This window comes from Aliivibrio friggae, from assembly GCF_057368515.1.
Map to the genome: position 1 here is coordinate 2,698,115 of NZ_CM170648.1, position 18,504 is coordinate 2,716,618.

The 18,504-nt window shown below is 40.7% G+C and carries 13 protein-coding genes; 8 read left to right on the forward strand and 5 right to left on the reverse strand.

Translation table 11 applies throughout. The annotated features are described in order from the left end of the window. Positions 1–80: 80 nt before the first annotated feature. The 3 genes from AC2INI_RS12500 to AC2INI_RS12510 form a co-directional block, all read right to left on the reverse strand. A complete protein-coding gene (locus tag AC2INI_RS12500; protein ID WP_486305732.1) occupies positions 81–1,268 on the reverse strand; it encodes a BamA/TamA family outer membrane protein in 1,188 nt (395 codons plus the stop codon). 166 nt (positions 1,269–1,434) lie between these two features. Then, positions 1,435–3,267: a glutamine--fructose-6-phosphate transaminase (isomerizing) gene (gene glmS / locus AC2INI_RS12505; RefSeq protein WP_122033807.1), complete on the reverse strand. Its 1,833-nt coding sequence runs from the start codon at positions 3,265–3,267 to the stop codon at positions 1,435–1,437. 120 nt (positions 3,268–3,387) lie between these two features. Then, the gene (locus AC2INI_RS12510; RefSeq protein ID WP_122033808.1) at positions 3,388–4,152 is read right to left on the reverse strand and encodes a DeoR/GlpR family DNA-binding transcription regulator; all 765 of its coding nucleotides are present in this window, start codon (positions 4,150–4,152) and stop codon (positions 3,388–3,390) included. Positions 4,153–4,377: 225 nt separating this feature from the next. Here AC2INI_RS12510 and AC2INI_RS12515 point away from each other — a divergent pair, with 225 nt between their 5' ends. The 4 genes from AC2INI_RS12515 (at position 4,378) to AC2INI_RS12530 (ending at position 7,897) form a co-directional block, all read left to right on the forward strand. Continuing rightward, on the forward strand, positions 4,378–5,007 hold the full coding sequence (locus AC2INI_RS12515; RefSeq protein ID WP_446702662.1) for a response regulator: 630 nt from the start codon (positions 4,378–4,380) through the stop codon (positions 5,005–5,007). Between the two features lie 90 nt (positions 5,008–5,097). Then, positions 5,098–5,721 carry a MarC family protein gene (locus AC2INI_RS12520; RefSeq protein ID WP_122033810.1) on the forward strand — a complete coding sequence of 208 codons (624 nt, stop codon included), beginning with the start codon at positions 5,098–5,100 and terminating at the stop codon, positions 5,719–5,721. A 195-nt stretch (positions 5,722–5,916) separates the two neighbouring features. Then, complete coding sequence (locus AC2INI_RS12525) at positions 5,917–6,183, forward strand: DUF4212 domain-containing protein (RefSeq protein ID WP_122033811.1); 267 nt, start codon at positions 5,917–5,919, stop codon at positions 6,181–6,183. 10 nt (positions 6,184–6,193) lie between these two features. Continuing rightward, positions 6,194–7,897, forward strand: a complete 1,704-nt coding sequence (locus AC2INI_RS12530; RefSeq protein ID WP_122033812.1) for a sodium:solute symporter family protein — start codon at positions 6,194–6,196, stop codon at positions 7,895–7,897. Between the two features lie 113 nt (positions 7,898–8,010). On the opposite strand, the gene AC2INI_RS12535 is transcribed toward AC2INI_RS12530, so the two are convergent. Beyond that, the gene (locus tag AC2INI_RS12535) at positions 8,011–11,451 is read right to left on the reverse strand and encodes a PAS domain-containing hybrid sensor histidine kinase/response regulator (RefSeq protein ID WP_486304953.1); all 3,441 of its coding nucleotides are present in this window, start codon (positions 11,449–11,451) and stop codon (positions 8,011–8,013) included. Positions 11,452–11,579: 128 nt separating this feature from the next. Then, the gene (locus AC2INI_RS12540; protein ID WP_486304954.1) at positions 11,580–12,725 is read right to left on the reverse strand and encodes a 3-phenylpropionate MFS transporter; all 1,146 of its coding nucleotides are present in this window, start codon (positions 12,723–12,725) and stop codon (positions 11,580–11,582) included. A 213-nt stretch (positions 12,726–12,938) separates the two neighbouring features. Here AC2INI_RS12540 and AC2INI_RS12545 point away from each other — a divergent pair, with 213 nt between their 5' ends. From AC2INI_RS12545 to aroQ, 4 genes are all read left to right on the forward strand, one after another. Then, complete coding sequence (locus tag AC2INI_RS12545) at positions 12,939–14,771, forward strand: putative nucleotidyltransferase substrate binding domain-containing protein (RefSeq protein WP_486304955.1); 1,833 nt, start codon at positions 12,939–12,941, stop codon at positions 14,769–14,771. Between the two features lie 3 nt (positions 14,772–14,774). Next, positions 14,775–15,416 carry a 3'-5' exonuclease gene (locus AC2INI_RS12550; RefSeq protein ID WP_045103088.1) on the forward strand — a complete coding sequence of 214 codons (642 nt, stop codon included), beginning with the start codon at positions 14,775–14,777 and terminating at the stop codon, positions 15,414–15,416. 200 nt (positions 15,417–15,616) lie between these two features. Further along, entirely contained in the window at positions 15,617–17,566 is a 1,950-nt protein-coding gene (gene acs / locus AC2INI_RS12555) for an acetate--CoA ligase (RefSeq protein WP_486304956.1), read from the forward strand. 460 nt (positions 17,567–18,026) lie between these two features. Then, positions 18,027–18,476 (forward strand): type II 3-dehydroquinate dehydratase, encoded by a 450-nt coding sequence (gene aroQ / locus AC2INI_RS12560; protein WP_122033818.1) that lies wholly within the window; start codon positions 18,027–18,029, stop codon positions 18,474–18,476. The last annotated feature ends 28 nt before the right edge of the window (positions 18,477–18,504 follow it).

Here is an 18,504-nt window from a genome sequence, read left to right on the forward strand (position 1 = left end):
ATAAAATGGCAGTCAATTATAGACTGCCATTTTATGATTATAATCTTATTACTTTCACTATTTAGCTAAAATAATGAACACTATATTCCCATCCCAACCTGGAAATAAAGCGCGGTATCTTCTTCGCTAAACGCTAAATCAATACCTGTTTTCATGCCATAGCGACGAGCAATTAAATAGCGAAATCCGACACCGTAAGCGTATTGTTCATCTTCTTTAAGTAATGAATTATGGTGTGAGGATGCGTAGCCCAATCCAGCAAATAGATTGCTTGACCAACGCGTTGTCCATTGATAATTAACTTGTCCTTCAAGCGATAGCGTCTGCTCACCTTGATATCTATTTCTTGCGATACCCCGGAGTTCAATATCAGGGTAGGCAGGAGGAGGTAACACGGTTTCATCAGTGAACAACGATTTATAGTAGCCTCTAAATGCTAAAGACCATTGTGGGCTTAACGTCCAATAATGATGACCTTTCACATTAAAAGTATCAAAGTCGTAGTCACTGCCAATATCATCCCGAAACCAAAGATATTCAACCGTGTAGTTAAGCCCTTCTGTTGGATTTAAAAAATTATTCTTACTATCATATTCCATCAAAAAACCAACACCTGATGCTGTTGGCGTTGTATTCCCTAATCGATTTAAAATTTCATCGGCTTTTGGGTAACTATTAATACTTAACTCTGGCTGAAAATATTTCTGCACGACCCCAATAAACAACGGCGTATCCTCAACTCGAAACTGAAGCTGCTGCATTCCACCGCCGCCATTCATTCCAAACTCCACACCACTATTTTCAGCAATAGGGCTAAGTGCCCCGGATTTATTATCTTGGCGATAAAACGTCATATTCATATCGCCATAAGCTAACCCTCCCGTATAACGGATAGAATCTTTATTCCACGTTCTTCTGTGCCCTATAAACCCCATCCATGTACCATTCTCTGTTGCAAAGCCACCAGCAATGGTAATCGCAGGAGTTAATAACTGAGCGCCACCGTCTAATGATGTTGCAGCTAACTGCTTACGTTTTTCTCTTTGAGCATCGGACTCATGTAAAAACACACCAGCAAAACCAAAACCATAACCAAGGGCTGGTTCCGTAATTAAAATAGGTACCGGCAGAAAACCATACGCATTTTCAGCAAGATACTCCCCCATATCGAGATTCCCATCAATGGGATCAGTAAACTCAACCGCGAGAGAAGAAAAGGAAGTCAGAAAACTAATAAGTGTGCAGTGTTTCCATGAGATAAAACGCATCATAAACATCCATATTTAAGAAGCTGAGCATAGGTAATACGGTAAGTATGGCTAAAAGTCATTCAAAAACAAAATATTAAATAAAAAATGGCGATACCCATCATTGGATATCGCCATTCGAATTATATTTTTGTATTTACCCGTTAGTGGGGTCGACTTAACAAAATTACTCTACCGTTACCGCTTTCGCTAGGTTACGAGGTTGATCGACATCCGTCCCTTTAATTAAGGCAACATGGTACGAAAGTAACTGCATCGGTACTGTGTAGTAGATAGGTGCTGTTACTTCACTTACGTGAGGCATCTTGATGATCTTCATGTTCTCATCCGCTTCAAAACCTGCTTGTTCATCAGCAAATACATAAAGTAAACCACCACGAGCACGCACTTCTTCTACGTTTGATTTTAGTTTCTCTAATAAATCATTGGTTGGTGCAACCACAACCACTGGCATGTCAGCATCAATTAATGCTAATGGGCCATGTTTTAATTCACCGGCGGCATAAGCTTCAGCGTGAATATAAGAGATTTCTTTAAGTTTCAGAGAGGCTTCAACGGCAATTGGATAAAACTCACCACGCCCTAAAAATAGCGTGTGTTGTTTGTCTGCAAAGTCTGGGGCTAACGCTTCAATCTCTTTATCAAACGATAACGCTTGTTCGATTTGAGCAGGCAATGCATGCAAGGCTTCTACGATCTCTTTTTCTTTTTCTTTTGAGATACGGTTTTGCTGTTTACCTAATGCCGTAACTAACATCAATAACGCGGCAAGTTGTGTGGTAAAGGCTTTCGTTGATGCAACGCCAATCTCAGTTCCTGCACGTGTCATGAAAGCAAAATCAGATTCACGAACCAGAGATGAGCCTGCCACGTTACATACTGTCATTGCGCCCATGTAGCCACGCTCTTTGGCTAAACGAAGTGCTGCTAAGGTATCTGCCGTTTCACCTGATTGAGATAAAGTGATCAATAAGCTATTTGGACGCGTCACAAATTTACGGTAACGGAATTCAGAGGCGATTTCGACATCACAACTCACGCCCGCCAATGATTCAAACCAATAACGAGCCGTCATGCCTGCATTGTAAGAGGTACCACAAGCAATAATTTGTACATGTTCTACTTTATTTAGTATCTCAACCGCGTTAACACCAATACTTTCAGTCACAACAGAGTCATTGGTAATGCGGCCTTCCATGGTATTAATTAACGCTTTTGGCTGCTCAAATACTTCTTTTTGCATAAAGTGACGATATTGCCCTTTATCACCCGCATCGTGCTCAGCATTTGATTCTGTTATTTCACGCTCTACTCGTTCACCGCGGGCATCGAAAACCACCACATCACGACGAGTGATCTCTGCAACATCACCTTCTTCAAGATACATAAAGCGACGAGTCACATTAAGTAAGGCAAGTTGATCAGAAGCCAAGAAGTTTTCACCAACACCACGGCCAATCACAATTGGGCTACCAGAACGAGCAACAACAAGACGTTCTGGATCACGACGATCCATAACCACAGTACCGTAAGCACCATCTAATTGTTTTGCTGTTTTTTGTACTGCTTCAATTAATGAATCTGAAGTACGTAGCTCCCATTCAACTAAATGAGCAATCACTTCAGTATCGGTTTGAGATTCAAAAACATAACCACGCTCTTGCAATAAAGAACGCAATGTTTCATGGTTTTCAATAATGCCATTATGAACAATCGTAATATCACCAGAGACATGAGGGTGCGCATTAATTTCAGAAGGCTCACCATGAGTTGCCCAACGGGTATGAGCGATGCCTGTACCGCCAACGACATGAGATTCTTCTACTGCATTCGCCAGTTCTTTTACTTTACCCAAACGACGTAAACGAGTGTAGTTACTGTCTGCATCAACAACCGCAACCCCTGCAGAATCGTAGCCGCGATATTCTAAACGACGTAATCCTTCAACTAAAATTTCAGCTACATCTCTTTGTGCAACTGCACCTACGATCCCACACATGGCAATACTCCAATTATTCTAATTTTAAATTCTAGGTTTTAAGAAGCCTCTTATTGCTTCTTAAGTTATAAATAACCGCTGATCGGCAGCAAAAATGTCAGCGGTATCGTATAAATTAAATCACTGAGCTCTGATGACTCGTACATTATGTGATTCAATTTTCTGTTGTTGTTCTTGGCTTAAATCATTATTGGTGATCAACACATCAATGCTGTCCCATGGCAATTCAACGTTAGGGATTTTTCGACCAATTTTTTCAGATTCCACCATTAAAATAACTTCACGAGCCACTTCAGACATCACGCGGCTTAAACCCACTAATTCATTAAATGTGGTTGTTCCGCGTTCCAAATCAATCCCATCAGCACCAATGAACAGCTGATCAAAATCATAGGATCTTAAAACCGATTCGGCCACTTGACCTTGAAATGAATCAGAGTGACTGTCCCATGTTCCACCTGTCATCAATAACGTTGGTTCGTTTTCAATTTCTTGCAGTGCATTAGCAACAGGTAATGAGTTGGTCATTACAACTAAGCCATTTCGTTTCGATAATTGATTAATTAATGCTGCTGTTGTACTGCCACTATCAATAATGATCCGATTATGATCTTTAATCAGTTCAACGGCGGCAGTAGCAATAGATAACTTTCGTTTCGAAACTTCTTCACAGCTATCTTCTTGAATGATATTTGATGGCATTAAAACTGCGCCGCCATATTTACGCATCAGTAACCCATTTTTTTCTAATTCTGTTAGGTCTTTTCTGATGGTAACTTCTGATATATCAAACAAATCAGAGAGAGATTCAACACTCACCTCACCTTGCTCCGTTAATAGAGAAAGGATCATATGGCGGCGTTGTTTAGTGTTTCTTTTTGACATAACAAACTCAATAAGTTTCGATTTGAAAGAAGTTTAGTTTCGTTTCATTCGATTGTCTATAGCAAGAAATTAATTCGTTTTAAATAATAAGATCCTCAATATCATTATTTTTCCTGCAAACCACTAATAAGTAAGAGAGGCAGCGCAGACTTTAGCGCCTAAAAATTGCTCAAGAGAAAGTAAGATGTTAATTTTGCTTTATAACTTATAAGGAATTTTGTAGCTATGGACGACAACTACACTATTATTATTGCGGATGACCATCCCTTATTTCGCAATGCACTTTTTCAATCTATTCATATGGCGATCAGTGGGGCTAATTTACTTGAAGCGGATTCTCTTGAAGGCTTATTCGCGGTATTAAACAAAGAGCCTGATCCTGATTTACTCCTATTGGATTTAAAAATGCCCGGCAGTAACGGAATGTCTGGATTAATACAGCTTCGCTCTCAATATCCAGATCTGCCTATTGTTGTTGTCTCGGCCAGTGAAGAAGCCAGTATTGTTTCTCAAGTCAAAAGCCATGGCGCTTTCGGTTTTATTCCTAAATCCAGTGACATGAAATCACTCATTGCGGCCTTAAACCAAATTCTTGCTGGTGATTCCTATTTTCCAGAAGGCTCAATAAAAAACTCAGCAGCTTGTGATGATTTAGCGACAAAAATAGCAGCCCTTACCCCTCAGCAATATAAGGTGCTTGGCATGCTATCTGACGGCTTACTCAATAAACAAATCGCCTATGATTTAGAAGTATCAGAAGCCACGATAAAAGCACACATGACGGCAATATTTAGAAAATTGGGCGTTAAAAATCGTACTCAAGCGGTTATTTTGTTGCAACAAACGGAAAGTTAACCTTGATATAACACTCTAGCCGTTAAAATCAGTTAGGTTACCCACTCATTATTTTAATCCCTCTGCGTAACCTAACCTCTGGGAGAACCCATGATAAGCATCCTCATCACTCAATTTGTTGTTCTTTGGGCGGTCATTGATCCTATTGGATCCGTTCCTGTCTATCTTTCACAAACTCAGCACCTAACCGCCAAGCAGCGTAAAGTAGTGGCACTTAAAGCCGTTGCGATCGCGACTGCTGTACTTTTATTTTTCCTTGTTATTGGGCAACTCCTCTTAGAAGCCATGCAAATTCCTCTACCAGCCTTTCAAGTCGCTGGTGGATTAGTTCTGTTAATCTTTGCTCTTACTATGATTTTTGGTGAGAGCAAGCCAGACCAAGAACAGAAAATGAGTGAAGAGCTAAGTCATTCAGACCTGGCTGATTTAGCCGTTTATCCTTTAGCTATTCCGTCAATTGCATCGCCTGGTGCCATGATGGCTATTGTTATGCTGACAGATAATTCTCGTTATTCTTTTTTAGATCAATCAATTACCGCTGCAGTAATGATTGTGGTTCTCGTCATTACGTTATGCTTATTACTTGGCGCAACATTTATCCATAAGATAATTGGTAACGTCGGTGCTGCTATTATTAGCCGCGTGATGGGGTTAATTCTAGCGGCGGTTGCTGTCAATAATTTACTTCTTGGGATTAAGAACTTTTACTTTTAGTCCTTTATAAAGTCTTAGACCTTGGTATTAATTAACATAATATCAACATAATAAAAAAGCTATCCACTTCACATAAAACGCTCATATTTTGGGCGTTTTTCTTTATCTGCTCGACTAAAGTTGCACTGTTTTCTTCTCTTCTCACTGCTAATCTCTTTTTGGTTACATATTTTTAACATTAAAAAGGAGCTGGCTATGGCGTTCGAAACAAAAGAACAAGCACAAGCCTATTGGAAGGAAAATCTAGGGATCATGGGCGGACTGCTCACGATCTGGTTCTTAGTCTCATATGGCGCAGGGATATTATTTGTTGATGCACTTAATGCATTTCAATTTGGAGGATTCAAATTGGGGTTCTGGTTTGCACAACAAGGTTCAATTTATACCTTTGTGGCACTGATCTTTATCTACGTTGCACGCATGAATGCACTAGATAAAAAATACAACGTACAAGAAGACTAGAGGAATTAGCATGGATATCCAAACTTGGACGTTTATATTAGTAGGTATCACTTTTACCCTTTATATCGGTATTGCGATATGGGCTCGCGCTGGATCAACCAGTGAATTCTATGTCGCGGGCGGGGGCGTTCACCCTATTGCCAATGGCATGGCAACAGCCGCTGACTGGATGTCGGCAGCATCGTTTATTTCAATGGCGGGTATCATTTCCTTTGTTGGTTATGATGGCGCTGTATATCTTATGGGTTGGACCGGCGGCTATGTGTTATTAGCGCTTTGTCTTGCGCCTTATCTACGTAAATTTGGTAAGTTCACCGTGCCAGATTTTATCGGTGAGCGTTACTATTCTCGAACTGCTCGTATGGTGGCGGTTTTCTGTGCCATCTTTGTCTCTTTCACTTATGTGGCAGGACAAATGCGTGGTGTGGGCGTTGTATTCTCTCGATTCCTAGAAGTTGATATTAATATCGGTATCATCATTGGTATGGGTATCGTATTTTTCTATGCGGTACTAGGTGGCATGAAAGGCATCACTTATACGCAGGTTGCTCAATTCTGTGTCCTCATTTTCGCCTTCCTTGTTCCTGCGGTTTTCACCTCAATCATGATGACTGGTAATGTATTCCCTCAAATAGGTATGGGCTCAACCGTTACTGGTTCAGAAGTCTACTTATTAGATAAGTTGGATGGATTAACCACTGAACTTGGCTTTACGCCATATACTGACGGCTCTAAGAGCATGGTTGATGTCTTCTTTATCTGTGCGGCTCTTATGGTAGGTACTGCGGGTCTCCCTCATGTAATCATTCGTTTTTTCACTGTACCTCGTGTTAAAGACGCACGTATCTCTGCTGGTTGGGCATTACTATTTATCTCATTCCTATACACAACTGCACCTGCGGTAGCCGCATTTGCTCGTGTAAATATGATTGAAACCATTAATGGTCCAGATAGCCAAGGGGTTGCCGCTGCTGATGCTCCAAGCTGGTATAAAAACTGGGAAGACACTGGCCTAGTCGGTTGGGAAGATAAAAACGGTGATGGCAAAATGTTCTATTCTGGTGATGAACGTAATGAAATGGACATCAACCGAGATATCATCGTTCTAGCATCACCTGAACTAGCAAATTTACCAAACTGGGTTGTTGCATTGTTGGCTGCAGGTGGCTTAGCTGCTGCATTATCAACGGCTGCTGGTCTACTACTGGTAATATCGACCTCTATCTCTCATGATTTATTGAAAAAAGGCTTTAAGCCAAATATGACAGATAAACAGGAGTTGCTCGCCGCCCGACTTGCCGCCGTTGTTGCCATCGTTGGTGCTGGTTACTTAGGGATTAATCCGCCAGGCTTTGTTGCACAGGTGGTTGCGTTCTCCTTCGGTTTAGCCGCCGCATCCTTCTTCCCTGCGATTATCTTAGGTATTTTCTATAAGAAGATGAATAAAGAAGGGGCGATTGCAGGTATGGTTTCAGGTGTCGCATTCACTACCGCTTATATCGTTTACTTTAAATTCATTAACCCTGCAGCAAGCACACCTGATAACTGGTGGTTTGGTATCAGCCCTGAAGGGATCGGTACGCTAGGTATGTGTCTGAACTTCATTGTCTCGATTGTAGTGAATAAAGTAACCGCTGAAGTACCACAAGATGTGCAAGATCTGGTTGAGTCTATTCGTTACCCTAAAGGGGCAGGTGAAGCTCACGATCATTAATATCTTATTAATTAAATAGATAACGTCAGATATTGATTAATAATCTAGGCTAGAAAAAGGGAGTTAGTGAATGCTAACTCCCTTTTTATCTACACTGGATTAAACCTAATTACTTACGCTTTTACATGCCGATTTAATACCGCCCTAAGCTTTAACGGCTTAACTGGCTTTGCTATAAATCCAAAGCCATTGCTTTTAATACTTGCCAATAAATCATCGGTTTTGTCGGCACTGATCATCACTCCTTCAAACGTATTCCCTAAACGTAAACGGCATTGTTGTAATACCTCAAGGCCCGTTCTGTCGTTATCCAATCGATAATCTGAAAAGATAACATCAGGAGTCCAACCTTCTTCCAAACACTGTAAACTGCTCATTAAATCTGTTGCCGTTTTCACTTCGCAACCCCAACGAGACACCAATGATTCCATACCGATAAGAATGTCTGGTTCATTATCCACGCATAACACGCGAACGAAACTTAATGGCAATTCAGGCTTTTGCTCTACCGTAGGCTCATTGCTCTCAAGCAATACACCTCTATCAAGCGTAACAGAAAATACCGAGCCTTGATTAAGCCATGAACGTAATGAAATCGTATGACCAAGTACATGAGAAATACCGCGAGCAATGGCAAGTCCCAACCCTAATCCTTGATCTGCTCGATTTTGATCAACACGGGTAAACTCATCAAAAATAGCCTGTTGTTTCTCTTCTGGAATACCAATACCGCTGTCCCATACGTCCACACGGATCTTGCCTTCAACTCTTCTCGCACCAAGAACTACTTTACCTTGTGGATTATATCTAAATGCATTGGTTAGAAAGTTTTGTACCACTCGGCGCAGTAATTTGGGATCAGATTCAACGATCACATTCGAATGAATAACAGAGAACTCAATGCCTTGCTGTTTTGCTAAAGCACCAAATTCGGCTTCTAAATTTGAGAACAGACTGCTCAATGAAAAACCTTGAACATGTGTCTCTAACTTACCGGCTTCTAGACGAGAAATATCTAATAAGTCACCAATCAGCTCTTCTGCTGCACCTAAAGCACTCTCAATGTGACCGGATATTTTTTTGGTTTCTGCTTCTTTTGCTACTTCACTCAATGAAGACGCAAACAAACGCGCTGCATTTAAAGGTTGCATTAAATCATGACTAACGGCGGCGAGTAGACGACTTTTTGATTGAGAAGCCAATTCTGCACTTTGGGTGGCGCTAACTAATCGCTGATTTAATTTTTCTAACTCTTTGGTTCGCTCATGAACTCGAAACTCCAAGCTCTCATTGGTTTCTTTAAGTGCTTTTTCTGCTTGTCTAAAAACGGTGATATCTGTAAAACTCATCACAAATCCACCATTAGGCATCGGGTTACCCTGTACTTCAATAACCTGTCCATCCGCTCGAATTCGAGAAGACACGTGTCGGGTCCCACGTTCTAAATGCTCAACCCGTCGCTTAACATGCACTTCAGGATCTCCGGGCCCACAAAGACCTTGCTCTGCGTTGTGTCGGATAACATCTGCAATGGGTCTTCCTACTTGAATTAACGCTGTTGGGAAGGTGAATAATTCCAAATAGCGTTGATTCCATGCAACCAACTTCATCTGCTTATCAACTACTGCAATTCCTTGGCTAATGTGCTCAATCGCCCCTTGCAATAAACCACGGCTAAAATCATACAACTCAGAGGCTTCATCAACGATTGTTGCGACCTCTTCCAATTGCATATTTCTGCCTTGCAATGCTGAAGTAAGAACTAAACGAGAAGAAGATGCGCCAAAGACTCCGGCCAATACTCGCTCAGTATGACGGATCAACGCAGAGCTCGCTTGTTGTTGTGGCAATAAGGATTCATCATGTTGGTGAGAGAACTGGCGAAAGGCTTTTTGAGCTCGGCGGCGACCAACAAATCGCGAAGCCAACATTTCCAACTCACCAACCGTCACTCGAGTTTGATAAACACTAACATCTTCATTTTCAGGTAAAGGGGCTCCAACAAAAGAGGCCGCTTGTAAGCGCTCACTTAACGATGCTCGAGTGATTGATGATACAAAAATAAATAATAGGGTATTAAGTCCTAAACTGAGCATCATACCCCAATCCGAGGTCTGCACCTCAAGCGTTTGCAACCACTGCGGCGGCGTAATAATCCATAACAAAAGATTATTTTCGGCACTGCCTGCAAGTATCTGAGTCTGGCTCATTAACGTGATTAACCACATTAAAAAACCAATCATTAAGCCTGCATATACCCCTTTCTTATTGGCATTGCGCCAATACAATCCACCAATCAAAGCGGGTGCAAATTGGGCTATCGCCGCAAAAGCTAATAAGCCAATGACCGACAGTGAATCAATTGAATCAAGCGCTTGATAAAATCCCCACGCGGCTAATAACAATAAGAGAATGAGTACGCGTCGAATAGTGACTAATAAGTTTGAAAAGTGCCCAAATGAGCGTCCTGTGGTTTTGACTCGACGTAATAATAAAGGCAGAACTAAATCATTCGATACCATAATGGCAAGTGCGATAGTAGATACGATAACCATGCCGCTGGCTGCTGAGGTTCCACCAACAAAAGCCAGTAATGCCATATTCTCAGCACCTACCGATAGCGGCACGCTAATAACAAAACTATCACTAACCTCACCAGAGAGCAGAGCTTGTCCCGCCCACGAGATAGGCAGTACAAATAGACCAATCAAAAACAAGTAGAGTGGAAATACCCAACGCGCCGTGCGTAGATCTTGCGCCTGTTCATTCTCCACTACCGTAGTATGAAATTGGCGCGGTAAACAGATTATCGCCGCCATCGTTAAGATCGTATGAAACAAAAGCGTAATGATATTTGGGGATTGGTAAGTTTCTTTGGCAATTGAAATTAAATCAACATTACTATCAGAATACGCTAAATAAAGAATGAAACCTCCGACCGCAAGAAAAGCGACCAATTTCACTATCGATTCAAACGCGACCGCCATCATCAAGCCACGGTGATGCTCTGTGGTATCAATGTGTCGAGTACCAAAAAGAATCGTAAATACCGCAAGGGCACCACCAACAAACCAAGATATATGCCCATCTTGATAGCCTAAATCCAGAGCTAAATTAGGGGCAACAAGATCGAGTCCCATCGTGATCCCTCTTAATTGCAATGCAATATAAGGAAGTATCCCGACCACCGCGATAATCGTAATAACACCAGCTAAACCTTGAGATTTTCCATATCGAGCCGCGATAAAATCAGCAATAGAGGTGATATGCTCTCGCTTTGCAATCAAGATAATTCTGGCTAAAAAACGCCATGCAAATACAAACACAAAAATGGGAGCAAGATAAATGGGAAGGAAAGACCACGGGTTACTGGTGGCTTGGCCTACGGTGCCATAAAAGGTCCATGACGTGCAGTAGACTGCAATAGAAAGACTATAAATCCACGGGCGATACTGAGCTAACCACCCTTTTTGCCTATCGCCATACCAGGCAATTAAAAATAATAATCCTAAATATGCCAGCGACACTGGCACCACTACCCATCCTTGTGTCATCACTCATCCTTGGTGATACCATTCTAGTGCCATAAAAAAACGCTAGAAGGGTACAAATACTCTGTAGCACCATTCTAGCGTTATATTGTCGCTTGTTTTTTACTCAAGCTAACAAATGTGATTAAGACCTATTTATCTTTCACTTTATCCAATTTAATCAGCAGAGCAAAGGCTCCCATCACAGCCATGAACCAGAAAATATTCGCTCCCCATGCTTCATAACCCCAACCACTTAATGTCGTCATTAGTGCAATAAATGCACCTAAAGGAATCGCATTATATAAGGCTTGCAGAGGGATCATTTTATTTTGAGGGAATCGCTGAATATATTGAATTGCCGCTAGGTGCGCCATCGCAAAAGTCACACCATGTAAAGCCTGAACGAGCACTAAAGCAAACAGTTCTGTCGTTGCTGCGGTTAACCCCCAACGGACCATGACCCCAACAGCCGCAACTTTAAATAGTGTTGATATTTTCCATCCTGCAAACAGTTTTTTACTGAAAGCAAATACCATTACCTCTGCAACAACCCCTAAACTCCATAGATAGCCAATGGTACTTTCTTGATAGCCCGACTCTTTCCAGTAGATAGAACTAAAACTGTAATACGCTGCGTGACTGCCTTGAATTAAAGAAACCAAAATAATGAATTTTAATACTGGTGCTTCACGAAGTAAGGCCAATAATTTGGGACGTGTTTGGTCTTCTTCAGAGACCGATACTGGCATTGGATTAGGGTTTCGCATCACTAAAAACAGTGCCGCTAATATCCCAGCAATCGCGGTATACACGATCATATCGGTACCAAAGCCTGACACTAAATAACCCACTACCGTAGAGCCGGCAATAAAACTCACCGAACCCCATAAACGAGTTCGACCGTAATCTAATAAATTATTCTTCGCGTAATAGTTTGTCATCGCATCAGACAATGGAACTGCAGGACCACAGGATAAATTAAAGAGCACCGTGACAAATGCCATCCACCAGAAACTTCCCCCATTAATTAAAAATAGACCAAGTGCAATTAACGAGGCGAGAGTAAGAATTCGTAACGCGGGAATTAAGTATTCAACCTTATGCAAACGAGGAGTTATTACCAAGTTCGCTACACAACGCGTCGCAAAACCTAAACCAATTAAGACTCCGATATCTCCAGCAGATACGCCTTGATCTTCAAACCACAGCGCCCAAAATGGTAAATAGACACCATAGGCGAAAAAGAACCCACCAAAGTATTGAGAGATCCAAGCAAAAGGAGAAACGCGAAACATGACAATTTCCAAAGGGAATAAAAAGAGACGCTCATTATGGCATTGTATTTGTTTATAAAAAGGGAAAACAAAAGAGAAGAAAAGTGCACCTTTTAAAATGTGACTTCGCCTTCAAATTTCACACCTTTTATGAAAACTCTAGACTAAAGTCGTCTTCATTCTTAGTTCATTTCTAGCGAGAATAGAAAAAATCGTCGATTAAAGGATGGAGTTATGCCAACTGAACTCAATTTCTCAATAGCCCCATTCAATATTCTGACAGCTGCACAACAAGAACAATTATCTCGTCATGTCGATATCGCTTACTTCCGCTCAAATGACATTATTTTGCATCAAGGGCAATCCTCAGAAAGCTTATACATTATAATAAAAGGCGTAGTTGAAGAGCGATCTAATGACAGTGGGGAGATCTATGCTCATTATACTCATGATGATATTTTTGATGTTCGTTCTCAATTAGATCACTGCGTAAAACACAATTATCACGCCCTTGAAGACACCTTATGTCACCTTATTCCTACTGAACTATTTCTCTCTATTTATCATGAGAATCCAGATTTCTCCGCTTACTTCAATGGCAGTTTAGCAAAACGAAAAGCGCTTCTAGCCCAAGCAAATCAACAACAAAATTTGGCTGAATTTATTCTCACAAAAGTTGATGATGATACGATTCACAAATCAATTACGGTAGATTGGAATACCTCATTAAAACAAGTCACTCACCTGCTTAAAGAAAATAATATTGATGCGCTTTTTGTAGCATTAAATCAGTATGACCCAAGGCATAAAGAAAGTGAAAATCCGTTACCCATCGGGATCATTACTCGTACCGATTTATTACACGCGTTGGTACTTGGTGATCATGAACAAAATCATCCTGTCGGCCCAATAGCAACCTACCCAATCGTGTATATTCAAAAACATGACTATCTATTTAATGCCATGACCCTTATGACTCGCCACCACGTAAAAAGAGTTGCAGTGTTAGAAGAAAACAAATTAATTGGTATGCTCGATATGACACAGGTATTGAGTCTTTTTTCTACTCATTCTCATGTATTAACTCTGCGTATCGCCCGCTCAAAAAGCATTGAAGAGCTAGCAATAGCAGCCAACAGTCAAACCCAACTCATTAATACTTTAATAAATAATGGCATTCGCACACGATTTATTATGGAGCTAATATCTACCGTTAATGAACAGATCATTGAAAAGGCATTTACGTTAACTATTCCAAAAAGCCTTCATGATCATTGCTGTTTACTGGTTATGGGATCAGAAGGACGTGGGGAACAAATTTTAAAAACCGATCAAGATAATGCCTTAATCATTAAAAACGGGTTGGAATGGCATCAAGTTGGTGAGCTGATGACACAATTTACCCAGACATTACTGCAACTTGGCTACCCTTTATGCAAAGGCAATGTTATGGTCAGTAACCCCCACTGGGTAAAAACAGAACAAGGGTGGCAGTATTATATTCATCAAATATGTACTGAACATAATGGCGATAATATGATGAATTTAGCCATTTTTTCTGATGCCCAAGCCATTGCTGGTAACCGAGCTTTACTCTCTCCATTAAAACAGATCCTTAGTGAGAAATTAAAAGACAACGAACTTGCATTAAGTCTTTTTACTCGACCCGCCTTACAATTCACAGTGCCACTCACTCTGTTTGGTAACGTCAAAAATAAAAAAGAAGGTATCGATATTAAACAAGGAGGGATTTTCCCTATTGTTCATGGCATTCGCGCCCTTTCTTTAGAGCAAGGAATAGAAAAAACCAACACCTTCCAACGTATTGAAGAATTAAGTTCACGCAGAGTATTAGAGCCATCAACCGCCGATAATTTAACTGAAGCATTGAAATTATTTTTTAAATGGCGACTTCGTCATCAACTGCAAGAAAGCCAAAATAGAATTTCCAATTATATTCATATTGAACAGCTCGATAGAACAGAAAGAGACTTACTGCGCCATAGCTTACATGTGGTAAAAAAGTTTAAAGAGTGGCTTGGTTACCATTATCAAATAAGGGATTAAGCGATGAATATTCTGCAACGATTATGGTGGCGATATAAATTACAAAATCATGCACACCACCCTCTCTTTTCATCCTATTCTGGTGATGAGTTAGTCTCTATTGATTGTGAAACCACCAGTCTTGACCCTAATCATGCTGAATTGGTTTCGATCGCGGCCATTAAAATTAAACATAATCGAGTATTAACCAGCCAAACAATCCATTTAAAGCTGACACCACCACAAAGTTTGAACTCTGATTCCATTAAAATTCATCAACTTAGACATCAAGATCTCACTTATGGTCTATCAGAAAAAGAAGCGCTCAATCAGTTAATTCAATTTATTGGCAATCGACCAATCGTCGGCTATCACATTCACTATGATAAAAAGATTTTAGATCGTGCTTGCTTACGCCACTTTGCTCATCCTTTACCTAATGCACTCGTTGAAGTGTGTCATATCTACCATCATAAATTAGAACGACTATTACCAAACGCCTATTACGACCTAAGCATTGAAGCTATTTCTAGACATTTAGACCTACCGCAGGCCGAACGCCATGACGCATTGGAAGATGCCATTGCCGCCGCATTAATCTATGTTCGCTTAACTCATGGTGATTTTCCTGATTTACCTAAAATAAGAAATGCACACAGTTACTGATCTACGTCTCAAAAATCAACACTCACTGCCCTGAAAATTCAGTAAACCCTTCTTTCTCTGACTAAAGTCTAATTGTTGAAAAACCATTTCTAACCGAAAGTAATATCAACCCTACCAATAAAAAAGCAGAGCCAATGACGGTGCTGCAATGAAATCCAGTCATAAATTGGATATTTGCTGTATTCACAAGGAGAAACAACATGAGTGACATTCACGTATACCCAGTCAATCAAGACATCGCAATCAATGCCCATGCCGATGAAGATAAATACCGTGAAATGTATCAGCAATCCGTGATTAATCCCGAAGGATTTTGGCGTGAACATGGACAAATTGTGGATTGGATGACTCCTTATACCAAAGTAAAAAACACCTCTTTCGATACTGGTCATGTAGACATTAAATGGTTTGAAGATGGCGAATTAAATGTCTCAGCAAACTGTATTGATCGCCACCTTGCTACTCGTGGTGACGACGTTGCAATTATCTGGGAAGGCGATGATCCTCAAGATGATGCCTCAATTACCTTCAGTGAACTTCATGAACAAGTATGTAAATTTTCAAATGCACTAAAAAGCCAAGGGGTACGCAAAGGCGATGTGGTCTGTATTTATATGCCGATGGTGGCAGAAGCCGCAGTCGCAATGCTTGCTTGTACCCGTATCGGCGCGGTCCATACCGTTGTTTTTGGCGGCTTCTCCCCTGAAGCACTAGCAGGACGAATTGTTGATTCCGATGCAAAAGTCGTGATCACGGCAGATGAAGGCGTTCGTGGCGGACGCACGGTTCCACTAAAAAATAACGTGGATGATGCTTTAAATAACCCAGCAGTTACCACGATTGAAAAAGTTGTTGTGTTCCAACGTACAGGTAATGACATTGAATGGACTGAAGGTCGTGATGTTTGGTGGCATGAAGCAACCGCGATTGCTTCTTCACATTGTGAACCTGAAGCGATGAATGCAGAAGACCCTCTATTTATTCTTTATACTTCTGGCTCAACAGGAAAACCAAAAGGCGTATTACATACCACTGGCGGCTATCTTGTTTATGCAGCAATGACCTTCAAATATATTTTTGATTACCAAGAAGGCGAAGTATTCTGGTGTACTGCCGATGTTGGTTGGATCACAGGGCACACTTATCTGATTTATGGTCCATTAGCGAATGGGGCAAAAACCATTTTATTTGAAGGCGTACCTAACTATCCAAGCACGAGCCGCATGAGCGAAGTGGTAGATAAACACAACGTAAATATTCTTTATACTGCACCTACTGCAATCAGAGCATTAATGGCTCACGGTAAAGAAGCGATAGAAGGTACATCAAGAAGCTCTCTTCGAGTGATGGGCTCGGTAGGTGAACCTATAAACCCTGAAGCATGGGAGTGGTATTACAACACTATTGGTGATGCTCGCTGTCCAATCGTTGATACATGGTGGCAAACTGAGACCGGTGGAATATTAATATCTCCACTACCTGGTGCAACGGCATTAAAACCAGGCTCAGCAACTCGTCCATTCTTTGGCGTTCAACCTGCTCTGGTTGATAACATGGGTAACCTCATTGAAGGTGCTGCCGATGGTAATTTAGTTATTACTGATTCTTGGCCGGGGCAAATGCGCACCATCTACGGTGATCATGAGCGTTTTGAACAAACTTACTTCTCAACCTTTAAAGGTATGTACTTTACCAGCGATGGCGCTCGACGTGACGAAGATGGATATTATTGGATCACTGGCCGTGTTGATGACGTATTAAATGTCTCAGGTCACCGAATGGGAACCGCTGAAGTTGAGTCAGCCTTAGTCGCTTTTGATAAAATAGCAGAAGCCGCGATTGTTGGCGTTCCTCATGATATTAAAGGGCAAGCCATTTATGCCTACATCACACTAAACTCTGGTGAAATACCAAGTGCAGAACTGCATAAAGAAGTAAAAGATTGGGTTAAAAAAGAAATAGGCCCTATCGCTACACCTGATTTTCTACACTGGACCGACTCATTACCAAAAACACGTTCAGGAAAAATCATGCGTCGTATTCTTCGTAAAATTGCCACTGGTGATACTTCAAATCTAGGAGATACCTCTACTCTTGCCGATCCAAGTGTGGTTGATAAACTGATTGAAGAACAAAGAAAAATTGCCTAAGTGAATCTATTTACCAACACCAACCTCTAGAGTAAAAACTCTGAACAAGGTATTTAGTCGCTATTAGCTATAATAGCGACTTTTTTCTTGTGACTTCTAGCTCAAATTTACAGAACTGTTAGCCCTTTCCTCATTAACTTGCTAATAAACAAAATTAAAAACTGTATAATTACTCAACAAATTAGAAAGTATTTGTTAACTAACAAGTAAAATTACGGAACTTAACTGCCCTCTTTGCTTCTTATTATCACATTTGAGTCAAAATATGTTTTATTCTCTTCTCATAAAGTGAGAACTTAGAGCTGATAAGACCAGTATTTTGCTGCGATTTGCTGTGATATTGTCTATAATTGCTTTTTATGAGTATTTGTAAGCCAATATTTGCAAAAACTCATTAGATCGAATATAAAAATTATGCTTTTTTTACTTCAATCGCAAGAACAAGGAATTTAGCATCACAATGTCGACTCAATCACGAATTTTAGTTCTCAATGGCCCGAATCTAAACTTATTAGGTCTTCGAGAGCCTGCACATTATGGCAATCAAAATTTAGAACAAATTGTTAATTCTCTAACTATTCAAGCCAATGCATTGAATATTGAACTTGAGCATTTACAGTCAAATCGTGAATATGAGTTGATTGAAGCAATTCATAATGCTTATCAAAACATTGATTTCATTATCATCAACCCAGCAGCGTTTACGCATACTAGTGTCGCTTTACGCGATGCATTGCTTGGGGTTGATATTCCTTTTATTGAAGTACATTTATCAAATGTCCATGCTCGCGAACCTTTCCGCCATCACTCTTATCTTTCAGATAAAGCGGTTGGTGTGATTTGTGGTTTAGGCGCTGATGGCTACGAATTTGCTTTGAATGCAGCAGCAAAACGCCTGCGTTCAAATTAATCACTGAATATAAAACAGAAGAGATTAC